The 14,506-nt window shown below is 70.8% G+C and carries 10 protein-coding genes; 6 read left to right on the top strand and 4 right to left on the bottom strand.

Going from position 1 to position 14,506, the window contains the following annotated elements:
* The first annotated feature begins 2 nt into the window (after positions 1-2).
* The 5 genes from BXA03_RS21120 to BXA03_RS21140 all read left to right on the top strand — a co-directional run bounded on the left by BXA03_RS21120 (position 3) and on the right by BXA03_RS21140 (position 6,575).
* Positions 3-992: an HlyD family secretion protein gene (locus BXA03_RS21120; protein WP_076511168.1), complete on the top strand. Its 990-nt coding sequence runs from the start codon at positions 3-5 to the stop codon at positions 990-992.
* A gap of 67 nt (positions 993-1,059) precedes the next feature.
* Positions 1,060-2,265, top strand: coding sequence for an ABC transporter permease (locus tag BXA03_RS21125; RefSeq protein ID WP_076511249.1), 1,206 nt, complete (start codon positions 1,060-1,062; stop codon positions 2,263-2,265).
* Complete coding sequence (locus BXA03_RS21130) at positions 2,265-3,443, top strand: ABC transporter permease (protein ID WP_076511169.1); 1,179 nt, start codon at positions 2,265-2,267, stop codon at positions 3,441-3,443. Before BXA03_RS21125 ends, BXA03_RS21130 begins: the two co-directional genes overlap by 1 nt.
* A 61-nt stretch (positions 3,444-3,504) precedes the next feature.
* On the top strand, positions 3,505-4,899 hold the full coding sequence (gene fumC, locus BXA03_RS21135; RefSeq protein WP_076511170.1) for a class II fumarate hydratase: 1,395 nt from the start codon (positions 3,505-3,507) through the stop codon (positions 4,897-4,899).
* Positions 4,896-6,575, top strand: coding sequence for a sulfatase-like hydrolase/transferase (locus BXA03_RS21140; protein WP_369822459.1), 1,680 nt, complete (start codon positions 4,896-4,898; stop codon positions 6,573-6,575). Before fumC ends, BXA03_RS21140 begins: the two co-directional genes overlap by 4 nt.
* Before the next feature lie 643 nt (positions 6,576-7,218).
* Here BXA03_RS21140 and katE read toward each other — a convergent pair.
* Both katE and BXA03_RS27065 read right to left on the bottom strand, forming a co-directional pair.
* Entirely contained in the window at positions 7,219-9,402 is a 2,184-nt protein-coding gene (gene katE, locus BXA03_RS21145; RefSeq protein WP_076511171.1) for a catalase HPII, read from the bottom strand.
* 28 nt (positions 9,403-9,430) lie between these two features.
* Complete coding sequence (locus BXA03_RS27065; protein WP_200803415.1) at positions 9,431-9,580, bottom strand: hypothetical protein; 150 nt, start codon at positions 9,578-9,580, stop codon at positions 9,431-9,433.
* A 303-nt stretch (positions 9,581-9,883) separates the two neighbouring features.
* Here BXA03_RS27065 and BXA03_RS21150 point away from each other — a divergent pair, with 303 nt between their 5' ends.
* Positions 9,884-10,702: a transglutaminase-like domain-containing protein gene (locus BXA03_RS21150; protein ID WP_076511172.1), complete on the top strand. Its 819-nt coding sequence runs from the start codon at positions 9,884-9,886 to the stop codon at positions 10,700-10,702.
* Here the strand turns inward: BXA03_RS21150 and ligD are convergent.
* Positions 10,692-13,427: a DNA ligase D gene (ligD, locus tag BXA03_RS21155; RefSeq protein ID WP_083716226.1), complete on the bottom strand. Its 2,736-nt coding sequence runs from the start codon at positions 13,425-13,427 to the stop codon at positions 10,692-10,694. The two genes, BXA03_RS21150 and ligD, sit on opposite strands and share 11 nt — an antisense overlap.
* Entirely contained in the window at positions 13,424-14,410 is a 987-nt protein-coding gene (locus tag BXA03_RS21160; RefSeq protein WP_076511173.1) for a non-homologous end joining protein Ku, read from the bottom strand. The genes ligD and BXA03_RS21160 overlap by 4 nt, the downstream gene beginning before the upstream one ends.
* Positions 14,411-14,506 lie beyond the last annotated feature (96 nt).

Raw genomic sequence — 14,506 nt, forward strand, 5'->3', positions numbered from 1 at the left:
CCATGACCCAACGTCGCAAGACCCTGCCCCTGCTGGCCATCGTGGCCGGCCTCGTCGTCGTCGGCCTGATCGGCTGGGGGTTCTGGCGCGCCAGCCGGCCGGCACCCGAGGTGTTCCAGGGCCAGATGGAGGCGAAGGAGACCGACATCGCCGCCAAGATCCCCGGCCGCATCGCCGAGGTCATGGTGCGCGAGGGCGAAAGCATCGAGGCCGGCGCGCCGATCCTGCGCATGGCCTCGCCCGAGGTCGATGCCAAGCTGGCCCAGGCCACGGCCGCCCAGCAAGCGGCGGAGGCGGTGGCGAAGAAGGCCGAGAACGGCGCCCGCCCGCAGGAGATCGAGATGGCCCGCATGCAGTGGCAGCGCGCCGAGACGGGCGCCGAGCTGGCCCGCAAGTCCTTCGACCGCGTGGACGGCCTCGCGCGCGACGGCCTGGTGCCGGCGCAAAAGCGCGACGAGGCCGAGGCCAACTGGAAGGCCTCGCGCGATGCCGCCATTGCCGCCCGCGCGCAGTACGACCTGGCCCGCCAGGGTGCCCGCGGCGAGGACAAGGCCGCCGCCGAGGCCCAGGCCCGGCAGGTGGCCGGCGTGGTGGCCGAGGCCCAGGCCGCCAAGGCCGAGACCGAGCTGCGCAGCCCGGTCGCCGGCGAGGTGGCCAAGGTGCTGGCCCGTGCCGGCGAGCTGGTGCCGCAGGGCGTGGCCGCCGTCACCGTAGTCGACCTGGCCGACCAGTGGGTGGTGCTGAACGTGCGCGAGGACCGGCTGTCGCGCTTTGCCGTGGGCCAGGAGTTCGACGCCCGCCTGCCCGCGCTGGGCCCGCAGGCGGCCACGGCCCGCTTCAAGGTGACGTACAGCGCGCCGCTGCCCGACTTCGCGACCTGGCGTGCCACGCGCGCCGGTGCGGGCTTCGACGTGCGCACCTTCGAGGTCCGCGCCAGGCCGCTGCAGCCCATTGCCGGCGCGCGGCCGGGCATGAGCGTGCTGGTCGACTGAGACGTGGCCGCCATGCGTCTGCGCCGCCTGCCCGATGTTGCCGCGTCCGCGCACGGTGCCTGAGCCGATGAACCCCTTCGCCCGCAGCCTGCGCCGCGAGGCCCGGCGCCTGGTGGGCCAGCCCTGGGAGCTGGCCATGGTGAGCTGGGTGCCGGCGCTGGCCGCCGCGCTGATGTGGTGGATCTTCTCGGCCGGGCTTCCGAACCGGCTGTCCATCGGCGTGCTGGACGAGGACCATTCGGCCATCTCGCGCCAGATCGAGCGCTTCCTGGAAGCCTCGCCGGGCCTGCAGGTGGCCGAGCGCTATGCCGATGCCGCCGAGATGGACCGCGCCCTGGTGGCCGGCCGCGTGCATGCGGCGGTGTGGCTGCCGCGCGAACTCTCGCGCGACCTCAAGCAGGGCCGCGCCGGCCAGGTGGTGCTGCTGCACAACGCGCAGCGTGGCACCCATTCGAGCCTGATCCAGCGCGACGTGCGCACGGCCGTGGGCACGGTGTCGGCCGGCATCGAGCTGACGGCGCGCGCCAAGCGCGGCGAGTCGGCCCCGGCGGCGCGGGCGCACCTGGACCCGGTGCGGGCCAACACGGTGGCGCTGTTCAATACGTCGAGCAACTACGAGCAGTTCCTGGGCGCGGCGCTGATCCCGGCGCTGCTGCACATCTTTGCCATGACCGCCGGCGCCTGGACCCTGGGCCGCGAGCTGCGCGACCGCAGCCTGGGCGAATGGCTGGCGCCGGGTGTGGGTGCGAATGCGGGCACGGCGGCCGGCGCGAACTGGGGCGAAGCGGCCGCGGCGCTGGCCGGCAAGCTGCTGCTGCCGTGGCTGTCGCTGTCGACGGTCGGGCTGCTGGCGCTGCTGGGCCTCACGCTCGGGCGGGGCTGGCACCCGGCCGGCTCGCTGGTGTGGGTGGGCGTGGCGCTGGTGCTCTTCCTGGGGCTGTCGGTGGCGATGGGGGCCTTCCTGGCCGCGCTCACACGCTCGCTGCGCACGGCGCTCTCGGGCACGGGCTTCATCACCGCGCCGGCCTTCGCCTTCGGTGGCGTAGGCTTTCCCTTGGTGGCCATGCCCGCCGCGGCCCGCGCGTGGGCGCTGGCGCTGCCGTACACGCATTACGCCCGCGTGCAGATCGAGCAGCTGCAGATGGGCGCGCCGCTGGCCTATTCGATGGCCACGCCGCTGTGGATGGCGGTGGCCGCGCTGGCCCTGCTGGCCGCCAGCGCCGGCCTGGTCGGCCGCGCGGCGACGGCGCCTGAGAGCTGGGGCAAGCGCTGATGACGAACGAGAACGCACCCGTCGCCGACCGCACCCGGCAGCGCTTTGCCGACGCGTGGCGCGCCACGGCCCTGGCCGTGCTGCGCGACCCCGGCGTGCTGCTGATCCTGCTGCTCGCGCCGGTGATCTACGGCTTCTTCTATCCCTGGCCCTACGGCACCGAGGCCGTCACGCGCGTGCCCGTCGCGGTGGTGGACCAGGACGGCAGCAACCTCTCGCGCCAGATCGTCCGCTTTGCGCAGGCCAGCCCGCGCATCGACGTGCGGCTGGTGACCGGCGACGAGCAGGCCGCGCGGCAGGCGCTGTGGCGTGGCGAGATCGAGGGCTACGCCCTGCTGCCGCGCGACCTCAAGCGCGACGTGGTGCGCGGCGCGGCGGCGGGCGTGACCATCGAGGGCAACGGCGCCTATGCGCTGCTCAACAAGTCGGTGCTCTATGGCTTCTCGGAAGCGGTGGGCACGGTATCGGCCGGCGTCGAGATCCGCCGCCTGCAGGCCGCCGGCCAGAGCGCGCCGCAGGCCCGGGCCAGCCGCAGTCCGCTCAACACGCAGCTGGTGCCGCTCTTCAACCCGACCGAGGGCTACGGCAGCTATGTGGTGCCGGCGGTGGCGCTGCTGATCCTGCACCAGACGCTGCTGATGGGCTGCGCCATGCTGGCCGGCACCTGGGCCGAGGCCGACCAGCTGCGCGCCCGGCCCGCGGCCTGGCTGGGGCGACTGGCGGCGCTGTCGGGCTTCGGGCTCATGACGGGACTGTTCTTCTTCGGCTGGATCTTCGTGCTGCAGGACTATCCGCGCGGCGGCAACCCGCCGGCGGCCGCACTGCTGCTGGCCTTCTACGTGCCAACGGTCTGCGCGCTGGGCCTGCTGCTGGGCTGCTGGCTGCGCGACCGCGAGCGCGCGCTGCAGGTGATCCTGTTCACCTCGCTGCCGCTGGCCTTCCTCTCGGGCTTCTCTTGGCCCAGCGAGGCATTGCCGGTGCCGCTGCAATGGCTGGGCGGCTGGCTGCCGAGCACGGCGGGCATCCAGGCGTCGCTGCGGCTCAACCAGATGGGCGCGCCACTGGCGGACGTGCTGCCCTGGCTGGGCAGGCTGGCCGGGGTGTTCGGCGTGGCGCTGGCCGGTCTGCTGTGGGCAGGAAGGCTGCGAGCCGCCGCCGGGCCAAACCCACGCCAGTGAGAATTTTTCTCATCGCGGGGATACTGCCGGACTTTCCTTCCACCCCTCCGACACTCGCGCCATGAGCACCACCACCCGCATCGAGAAAGACACCTTCGGTCCCATCGAGGTCCCTGCCGACCACCTGTGGGGCGCACAGACGCAGCGCTCGCTGCAGAACTTCGACATCTCGGGCGAGCGCCAGCCGCTGGAGATCATCCAGGCGCTGGCCCTGGTGAAGCGGGCCTCGGCCGTGGTCAACCAGCAGCTGGGCCTGCAGGACGCGAAGAAGACCGATGCCATCGTCGCCGCCGCCGACGAGGTGCTGGCCGGCAAGCATCCCAACGAATTCCCGCTCGTCGTGTGGCAGACCGGCTCGGGCACGCAGACCAACATGAACGTCAACGAGGTGCTGGCCAACCGCGCGAGCGAGCTGCTCGGCGGCCAGCGTGGCGAAGGCCGCCTGGTGCACCCCAACGACGACGTCAACCGCAGCCAGTCGAGCAACGACGTCTTTCCCACCGCCATGCACGTGGCGGCCGTGCAGGCGCTCACGCACAAGCTGCTGCCGGCCATCGCCAAGCTGCGCGCCACGCTGGCGAAGAAGTCCGAGGACTTCATGGACATCGTGAAGATCGGCCGCACCCACCTGCAGGACGCCACGCCCCTGACGCTGGGCCAGGAGGTCTCGGGCTGGGTCGCGCAGCTGGACCAGAACGAGCGCCACGTGCGCGCCGCCCTGCCCCACCTGTGCGAGCTGGCCCTGGGCGGCACCGCGGTGGGCACCGGCCTGAACGCGCCCAAGGGCTATGCCGAAGGCGTCGCCGCCGAACTGGCCCGCCTGACCGGCCTGCCCTTCGTCACCGCGCCGAGCAAGTTCGAGGTGATGGCCGCCTGCGACGCCTTCGTGCATGCGCACGGCGCGCTCAAGACCCTGGCCGCCAGCATGAACAAGATCGCCAATGACGTGCGCTGGCTGGCGAGCGGCCCGCGCAGCGGCATCGGCGAGCTGAGCATTCCCGAGAACGAGCCCGGCTCGTCGATCATGCCCGGCAAGGTCAACCCGACCCAGAGCGAGGCCGTGACCATGCTGGCCGCGCAGGTGATGGGCAACGACGTGGCCATCAACATCGGCGGCATGTCGGGCAACTTCGAGCTGAACGTGTTCCGCCCCATGGTGGCCCACAACTTCCTGCAGAGCGTGCGCCTGCTGGCCGACGGCATCGTGAGCTTCAACGACCACTGCGCCGTGGGCATCGAGCCCAACCGCGACCGCATCGCCGAACTGGTGAGCCGCTCGCTGATGCTGGTGACCGCGCTGAACACGCACATCGGCTACGACAAGGCGGCCTACATCGCCAAGAAGGCGCACAAGGAAGGCACCAGCCTGCGCGAGGCGGCCATCGCCTCGGGGCACCTGACGGGCGAGCAGTTCGATCAGTGGGTGATTCCCGAGCACATGACCGGCAAAGTGTGAAGCCTGCACTGCGCCGCCCCAAGGCCTGGCCGCTGCTGGCCCTGGCCGCCATCGCCACCGGCTTCGTGGTGCTGGGCCACGACGGGCGCCGCGTGGCGCAGATGCTGGTGCTGCTGCTGCCCGCGCTGGCCTGGATGGCCTGGCCGGTGCGCAGCGTGGCGGTGCACCGCGCCCGGCGCGTGGCGGTATTGGCGGCGGTGATGGCCTTCGCGGCCGACGGCGTGGTGCGAGCCTATCTGCTAGACACCTACCAGTCCGCGCCCGACGGCGCCGTGGTGCTGGGGGCGCTGGCCAACACCAATGCGCGGGAGAGCGGCGAGTACCTGCAGATGCACTGGCGCACCGCCGCGCTGTGGTGCGCGGTGCTGGGAGCGGCCGGCTATGCGGTGTGGCGGCTGACGGCCCATGGACTGCGCCGCAGGAGCGCCGCAGCCGCCGGAGCGGCAAACGACGCCGCAGATGGCGGCGCAGCAGCCACGCGGGTCGAGGTCGCGCCCCGCCGCGCCTGGCTGGCGCTGCTGGTGGTGGCCTTCGCCTTCGGCGCGCTGGCCCATGCCAGCAAGCCCTGGCGGCGGCTGCATCCGGTGGTCTTCTGGACGCAGTGGGTCGACGATGCGGGCGACCTGCGCACCGCCTGGGCCGACCAGCAGCGCATGCGCGACGCCGCCCTGCAGCATGCCCATGCCGCGGCGCCCCAGGTGACGCGCGCAGGGCCGTCGACGGTGGTGCTGGTCATCACCGACAGCATCAACCGCGACAACCTGGGCCTGTACGGCTACGGCCGCAACACCACGCCGCGCCTGGCGGCCGCCCAGCGGCGCGAACCGCAGCAGATGACGGTGCTGCGCCATGCCTGGTCGGTGGACGCGAGCACGCTGCCGGCCATGGCCAACATGATGCGATTCGGCCAGCCCACGGCCGCCGACGCGCAGCACCTGCTGCCGCTGGCGCGCGCGGCCGGCTACAAGGTCTGGTGGATGAGCAACCACGACGACGTGGCCATCGAGCAGCAGCATGCGCGCCTTGCCGACGAGGTCGAGATCGTCAACCGCGTGCCGGGCCGCGCCAGTGCCTCGCTCGATGGCGAACTGCTCGACTGCGTGCAGGAGGCGCTGGAAGACCCGGCCGAGCGCAAGCTCATCGTGGTGCACCTGCTGGGCGCCCATCCGCACTACCGGTTGCGCTTTCCCGGCACGCAGGAGAACCCCTTCGACGACGCGGTGGACGCCGTGGAGTCGGAGCTGATCGCCAAGGCCCGGCCCGCGTGGGTACGGCGCTTCCGACAGGACTACGACAACGCCCTGCTGTACCACGACTTCGTGGTGGCCGAGACGCTGCAGCTCACGCGCACCGTGGGCCGCCTGGCCGAGTACCGGGCCTGGGTCTACGTCTCGGACCACGGCCAGGAGGTGGGGCATGGCAGTGACCATGTGGGCCACAGCCCCAGCACGGCCTCCGGGTACCGCATCCCGGCCATCGTGTGGCGCAACCAGGTGCCGGCCGATGCACCATCGGTGGCCGAACGCCCCTTCCGCGCGGACTGGCTCGGCTGGACAGTCTCGGACCTGCTGGCGCTGCAATGGAAGGGCCAGGTAGCGGGGCGCGACGTGCTGGCAGACGACTACCGGTGGGAGGCGCCGGTGCTGCCGGTGAAGGTGCGGTCGTATCTGGATTGAGGCGACGGCTGGGCTTCCAGCTTGTCTCGCGCTGCCGGTGCTGCTGTTTGTTGGGGGCGGGTGCGGGCGAGAAGTCCGGGGTACGCGCGCCGGGGCCGGGGCCTGGGGGCCGCGGGCTCATACTTTTTCAGAAATCGCCCGCGGCCCCCAGGCCCCGGCCCCGACGCGCGGGACACGGTGGTGGTTCACTGGGGAGGCCAGTGCTGGATTGAACGCACCGACGAAGCAATGGTCTCGAGCGTCGGCGCAGCACCCATGCCGGCCGATCAACCCTCCCGCAGGCCCTGGTGCCGGTGAGGGCGTGGCGGCGCGCCTGTGGGGCGCCGAGGAGCGCAGGGCGGACGGGCTGCGGGCCTGCCGAAGGACAGGCCCGCTTCGTAAACTGACTCGCGGCAGTTGTTTGAGCGCAGCGCGAAGCGCGTAGCGAGTTCTGCCGCGGCCCGTCCGTCCGAGCACCGGAGGGAAGTCGGCGCGCAGCGCCGACCGCCCCACTAGAAGCGCCGACACGCCCTCACCGGCGCCAGGGCCGGACCACAGACCACAGGCCAAGAACCACCAACCACCACCCGACGCAAAAGCAAAAAGAGCCGACACGGCATCACCGCGTCGGCTCTTTTCAGCGAAAGACCAGAGAGGACCAGGCTCAGGCCGGCACCGCCTCGACCCCTGCCCGATCCCAGTGCCGGTGCTTGGCGATCGCGGCCACGAAGGTCTGTGCGATGCCTTGCGCCTCTTCGTTCTCGCCCAGCTGCTGGGCCGGCGTCGCGGCCACCACCACGCCGGCAGGCGCGTCGGTCTTGCCTTCTTCCACGCCGACCGAGGCCAGCAGCTGCGCCCCCTCGCCCACCACGCAGATGGACTTGAGGTGCTTGAAGGCTTCCAGCACGAAGTGCTGCGCCTCGCCGTTGGCCATCAGCGTCTTGGCGTTCTCGGCACCCGCCGGCACCAGCACCGCGTCGAACATCACCGACGGCATGTTGGTGAAGGTGGCATCCACCTCGACCTGACGCTTCGATGCGCTCGTCACGCTGCCCAGACGCGGACCCACGACCTTGCACATCGCACCGGCCGACTCCAGGGCTTCGCGGATCGGCTTGAGCGACGCCGAATCGACGCCATCGCTCACCAGGATCGCGATCTTGCGCGTCTTGATGCTGCCGTCGCCGGTGCCGATCATGCTCAGCGCGGGCGACTCCTCGATGGGCAGGTTGATGCGCGCCTCGCGGTAGCCCGCCTGGCCTGCGGCGGCCTTGGCGTCGGGCGACTCGATGCCCAGCGGCTCGGCCACGCGGCGGGCGAGCTTCTCGTCCACATGCGCCAGGTTGTCCACCATGCGTTGGCGCACCGCAGGCACCTCGACCTTCGACAGCTCGAAGCGGAAGGCCGCAATGATGTGCTCCTTCTCCACGGCCGTCTGGCTGTTGAAGAACAGGCGCGCCTGCGTGAAGTGATCGTCGAAGCTCTCGCTGCGGCGGCGCACCTTGGGCGACTCAACCGTCTCGGGATAGGTCTGGAAGCCCTCGCTGTCGCCGTCGACGCGGAACTCCGAGCCGTTGCCCAGCGAGTTGGGCTCGTACGCCACCTGACCGCGCGAGATGGTCTGGCGATGCATGCCGTCGCGCTGGAAGTTGTGGAAGGGGCACACGCCGCGGTTGATCGGCAGCTCGTGGAAGTTGGGCCCGCCCAGGCGCGACAGCTGCGTGTCCGTGTAGCTGAACAACCGGCCCTGCAGCAGCGGGTCGTTGCTGAAGTCGATGCCCGGCACCACATGGCCCGGGTGGAACGCGACCTGCTCGGTCTCGGCAAAGAAGTTGTCGGGATTGCGGTTGAGCACCAGCTTGCCCACGGGCGTGACCGGCACCATCTCTTCGGGGATCAGCTTGGTGGGGTCCAGCAGGTCGAAGCCGAGCGAATGCTCCTTGTCCTGCGGAATCAGCTGCATGCCGAGCTCCCACTCCGGGAAGTCGCCGTTCTCGATCGATTCCCACAGGTCGCGGCGGTGGAAGTCCGGGTCCTTGCCGGCGATCTTTTGCGCCTCGTCCCAGACCAGCGCATGGCTGCCCAGCTTGGGCTTCCAGTGGAACTTGACGAAGTGCGCATCGCCCCGGCTGTTGACCAGGCGGAAGGTGTGCACGCCGAAGCCCTGCATCATGCGCAGGCTGCGCGGGATGGCGCGGTCGCTCATGGCCCACATCAGCATGTGAGTCGTCTCGGGCATCAGCGAAGCGAAGTCCCAGAAGGTGTCGTGCGCACTGGCCGCCTGCGGCATGCCGTGGTGCGGCTCCTGCTTGACGGCATGGACCAGGTCCGGGAACTTCATCGCGTCCTGGATGAAGAACACCGGGATGTTGTTGCCCACCAGGTCCCAGATGCCTTCCTGCGTGTAGAACTTGACCGAGAAGCCGCGCACGTCGCGCACCGTGTCGGCCGAACTGGAGCCGCCCGCCACGGTGGAGAAGCGCACGAACACCGGCGTCTTCAGCGACGGGTCGTTCAGCAGGCCGGCGCGCGTGAACTGCGACATCGACTTGTAGACCTGGAAGTAGCCGTGCGCCGCACTGCCGCGCGCATGCACCACGCGCTCGGGAATGCGCTCGTGGTCGAAGTGCGTGATCTTCTCGCGCAGGATGAAGTCTTCGAGCAGCGTCGGGCCGCGCACGCCCGCCTTCAGCGAATTGTGGTTGTCCGCGATCCGCGTGCCCTGGTTGGTGCTCAGGTGCGGCAGCGGCAGCTCAGCCGTGGAGGCGGCCAATTGCTCGATCTTGGCGCTGGGGGTCTCGGCACTGCGGCCGCGACGCGGCGCGGGGGACTTGCTCTTGGTGGGCATTGGATGGGTGTGAAAGGAATGAGCCCGTTCAGCCGGGTTCGTTGTCGAGGAAGACGTCGACGGCGTTGACCAGGGCGACCAGGGCGATGACGGCCGTCATGCCGGCGACGCCCCAGACCAGGAATTCGTCCAGCCAGGCACTGTTGAGGGCGCTGACGAGGGCAGAGGTCATTTCCATGGGAAACCTGCTTCGGAAGGAAAGAGGGATGGGTCAGCGGCGGGCCGTCGATCGATGTAAGGACCATGACGGGAGCGCTGCGAATGTGACAAAGCGTAGGTGCAGGCTGTGGCGGCAGGCGTAGTGACCGCACGACGGGCACTGTGGGAGTGCCGAGCCCGCCCAGGTAGGACATGGCCGACGCGCGGCGCACGCCTACACGGCCCGTCGGGAAGGCCTGTGGCACGAAGGGTGCATGCCGCCCTACGCTCGCGCACCCGCTCCGCGACAGTCCACTCCGGACGAAGGCCCGGCTTCTTTCTCATGCTCATCCGCATCGGCTACGACATCGAACTGGCCCTGACCGGCCCCACGGCCGTGGTCTACCTGCTCCAGGTGCATCCCGATCGTGCCCACGACCTGCTCGCGCCCGAGCATCCCGTGGCGGATCCGCCCTTCTGGACCGACCACTACACCGACGGCTTCGGCAACCGGTGCGCGCGCGTGCGGGTGCCGGCCGGCCCCCAGCGCCTGCGCCTGCACGGCCAGGCCACCATCCACGACAGCGGGCTGCCCGACCCGCAGGACTGGTACGCCATCCAGCACCCGGTGGAGGAACTGCCCACCGATGCCCTGACCTTCCTGCTGCCCAGTCGCTACTGCGAGGTCGACAGCGAACTGCTGGCCTTCGCCTGGCGCCAGTTCGGCAACGCGCCCCTGGGCTGGGGACGGGTGCAGGCCATCTGCGACTGGGTGCACGGGCACATCCGCTTCGATTACGGCTGCGCCAATGCCGGCCGCACCGCCCTGGGCGGCTACCGCGAAGGCGTGGGCGTGTGCCGCGACTATGCGCACCTGGCCGTGGCGCTGTGCCGGTGCATGAACATCCCGGCGCGCTATGTCACCGGCTACCTGGGCGACATCGGCGTGCCGATCGCACCCTACCCCATGGATTTCAGCGCCTGGTTCGAGGTCTACCTGGGCGGACGCTGGCACACCTTCGACGCCCGCCACAACGTGCCGCGCATCGGCCGCGTGGTGATCGCCCGCGGCCGCGACGCGGCCGATGTGCCGATCACCATGGTGTTCGGCCAGCACCAGCTGAACCGCTTCGATGTGATCACCGAAGAAGTCAGGGGCTGAAGCCCAGCACCTGCATCGCGCGTGCCAAGCCCTGGCTGGGCACGCCGGCCTCGTCCCACGGGGTGTTGCCGGTCGCCAGCCGCTCGCCGATGCTGGCGAGCGTCCAGTGCGCGCCGCTGGTGAGGTTGGGCAACTCGTCCCACGCCACCGGCACGGACACGCCCAACCCAGGCCGCGACCGCACCGACCAAGCACTCACCGTGGTGGCGCCAAAGCCGTTGCGCAGGTAGTCGACAAAGATCCGGCCCACGCGGTTCTTCGGCCCGCTCTTGGCCACGAAGCGCTCGGGCAGCGTGCGGGCCAGGTGCTGCACGACGGCGCGCGAGAAGTCCTTGACCGTGTCCCAGCCGTGCTGGCGGCGGATCGGCACCACCACGTGCAGGCCCTTGCCGCCGCTGGTCTTGAGCAGCGCCTGCAGGCCCAACTCATCGAGCAGCGTGCGCATGAGCAGCGCCCCTTCCTGCACATGGGCCCAGGCCACGCCTTCACCCGGGTCCAGGTCGAAGGTCATGCGGTCGGGCTTGTCCAGCCCGCGCGAATGGCCGTTCCAGGTGTGGAATTCGAGCGTGTTCATCTGCGCCGCCGAGAGCAGGCCCTTGGCACTGTCGATCTGCAGCAGCGGCTCGTGGCCGGGGTCCAGCGCGGGGTCGAGCAGGCGCACGCCGGGCAGCGGCGCGTTCTGCACGTGCTTCTGGAAGAACAGCTCGCCGCCCACGCCGTCGGGCGCGCGCACCAGCGAGACGGGCCGTCCGCGCAGGTGCGGCAGCATCAGCGGCGCGACCTGGGCGTAATAGGCGATGACCTCGCCCTTGGTGGCGCCGCTGGCGCGGTCGATCACGCGGTCGGCATGGGTCACGCGCAGATCGCCAGGCAGCGCGTCGTCGTGGGACTCCTTCGATGGGGTGGCGGGCTTGCGGCCGCGCTGCCTGCCTGCAGCATGGGCGGCGGTCGATGAATCCATGGCGTGCTCCCGAACGATCTGCCGCGCGGGCTTGTCGCTGCGCAGGCCCTGGAATACGGCCTGCCGCACCTTGCCCTCTCGCGTCCACTGGCCAAAGGCCACTTCCGCGACCAGCTCGGGCCGCACCCATTGCGCCTTCTCGCCCGCCGGCCGCGGCGTGAAGGGGCAATCGTCCTGCTCGAGCGCCTGCAGCTGGGCATGCATCTCGGCCAGGCGCCGCTGGTCGAAGCCGGTGCCGACATTGCCGGCGTGCTTCAACTCGCCTTGCTCGTCGTACACGCCCAGCAGCAACGCGCCGAAGCCGCTGCGGCTGCCGCGCGGCGCGGTGTAGCCGCCGATGACGAACTCCTGCCGCAACTGGTGCTTGAGCTTGATCCATGCCGGCGAGCGGCCGCTGAGATAGGGGCTGTCCAGCCGCTTGCCGACGACGCCCTCGAAGCCCAGCCCGGCTGCGGAGGCCAGAAGGTCGCGCGGCGCGGCGTCGAAGGCCTCGCTGAAGCGCAGCGACGGCGGCAGCTCGCCGGCGTCGAAGATGGCGCGCAGGGCCTCGCGCCGCAACGAGAGTGGCTCGTCCCGCAGGTCGCGGCCACCCACGAAGGGCGCGTCGAACAGCCAGTAGACGATGGGCGCCGTGGCCTGCAGGTCGAAGGCGTTCTGCAGGGCCTGGAAGTCCGGCGCGTCGTTGGCACCCAGCACCCCGATCTCGCCGTCGAGCCAAGCATTGCGCACGGGCAGTTTCGCCAGGGCTCGCGCCAGCTCGGGCAGGCGATCGGTCCAGTCGTGGCCGTTGCGGGTGAAGCAGCGCACGCGCCCGCGGCCGTCGATTCGGGTGAGCAGGCGGTAGCCGTCGAACTTGAGCTCCCAGGCCCATTGCGCAGGCTCGGGCGGCGGGCCGTCGGCCAGCACGGCGAGCTGGGGGGCAAGGGTGTCGGGCAGCGCGGCGGCCACGCCCGGGAGGGAAGCGTTTTCGGCGCCCTTCGGCTTTCCCTTCCGGGCTGCGCCGTCGGGGCGTTGGGTCGCGGCTTTGCTCCGGCCGCGGACTGCAGGCTCGCTGGCGGCCGGGGGATCGGGTTCTGCCGGCGCGTCGGCGGTGTCGGCCTCGGGCTGGCCGATGTGACGCACGCTGTCCGGCTCGGCCTCGGTCACGTCGTAATCGGCCAGTGGCCGGGCGGCGGCGTCCTCGTCCTTGATGATCAGCCAGCTGGGCTTCTTCTCGTCCCTGCCGTGCATGCGCACCAGCGTCCAGCGGCCCTGCAGCTTGTGGCCCTGCAGCGTGAAGCTGAGCTTGCCGGCGCGCAGGCCGGCGCGTGCGTCGCCCTCGGGCACCCAGGTGCCGCGGTCCCACACGATCACCGTGCCGGCGCCGTACTGACCCTCGGGGATGCGGCCCTCGAAGTCGCCGTAGGCGATGGGGTGGTCCTCCACCTCCACCGCCATGCGCTTGACGGCGGGATCGAGGCAGGGGCCCTTGGGCACGGCCCAGCTCTTGAGCGTGCCGTCCAGCTCCAGGCGGAAGTCGTAGTGCAGCCGGGTGGCGTCGTGCTTCTGCACCACGAAGGCGAGCGCTTCGACGCCTGGCGCGCCGCCATGGCGCGGCTCGGGCGTGCGCTGGAAGTCGCGCTTGCGGTGGTAGTCGGCCAGGGCCTGGGCGGCATCGGTGCCCGCAGACGGCGCATCGCCAGCCCTGGGGGCAGAAGTCCTGCGGGTCGGGGTCCGCGTCGCCTTGCTGGACGCCTTGCGGGCCGTCTTGCGGGCGACGGTCATGCCGCCTTCCGGCGCGGTGCCGCCTTGCGGGCCGACGCGGATTTGGCGGCGGCCTTCTTGGCTGGCGCCTTGGCTGCGGGGCGCTTGCCGGCACCGCCCTTGGTTCGCGCCGGGCCGTCGTCCTCGCCCTCGTCCGCCTCTTCGTCTTCATCGTCCTTGGCGGCCGCTCGGCCCTTGCCGCCTCGCAGGCTGCGCTGCAGCAGTTCGGTCAGGTCCAGGATCTTGGCGCCGGAGCTTGCCTGCTCCTGAGGCTCCAGCTTGGCGACGTCCTGCGCCTGGCCGGCCTCGGCCTTGCGCTCGACCAGCGCCATGATGCGGTCGCGGAAGCGGTCCTCGTACTCGTCGGCCTTCCATTCGCCCGACATGTCCTCGATCAGCTGCTCGGCCATCTTCAGCTCGCGGTCGTTGACGCCGGCCTTGCGCGCATCGGCATCGGGCAGCGGCAGGCCTTCCCAGGAGCGGATGTCCGCGCCCCAGCGCAGCAGGTTGAGCACCAGGCCCGGCCCGGCGGGCACCAGCGCCGCGAGGTGCTCCTTGGTCTGGATCACCACGCGCGCCACGCCGATGCGCCCGCTGCGCACCAACGCCTCGCGCAGCAGGGCGTAGACCTTGGCGCCGCGCTGGATGGGCGCCGTGTAGTAGGGCCGGTCGAGGTGGATGAAGGGAATGCCATCGGCCGGCACGAAGCGCTCGATCTCGATGGTCTGCAGCGTGCGCGGGTAGGCGTCGGCGATCTCCTTGTCGGTCAGCACCACGTACTGGCCGTCCTCCCATTGGACGCCGCGCACGATGTTCTCGCGCGCGATCTCCTTGCCCGTCTTCTTGTTGATGCGCTTGTAGCCCACGTGGTCCATGGAGCGCTTGTCCAGCCAGTCGAAGTCGATGCTGCCGTCCTGCGTGGCCGAGTAAAGCGCCACCGGGATATGGACGAGGCCGAAGCTGATCGCGCCCTTCCACAGGACGCGCGGGCTGGATGCGGGCATGGGGGCTTCTCCGTGATCTTGGCGAATGGGTCGCCAATCTAGGCCGCCGCACGATGCACGGCCTGTAGGAGGAAGAAGCCGGCGTCCGCCGTGCGG

This window comes from Pseudacidovorax sp. RU35E (genome assembly GCF_900156165.1).
In the GTDB taxonomy this organism is placed as follows: domain Bacteria; phylum Pseudomonadota; class Gammaproteobacteria; order Burkholderiales; family Burkholderiaceae_C; genus Xenophilus.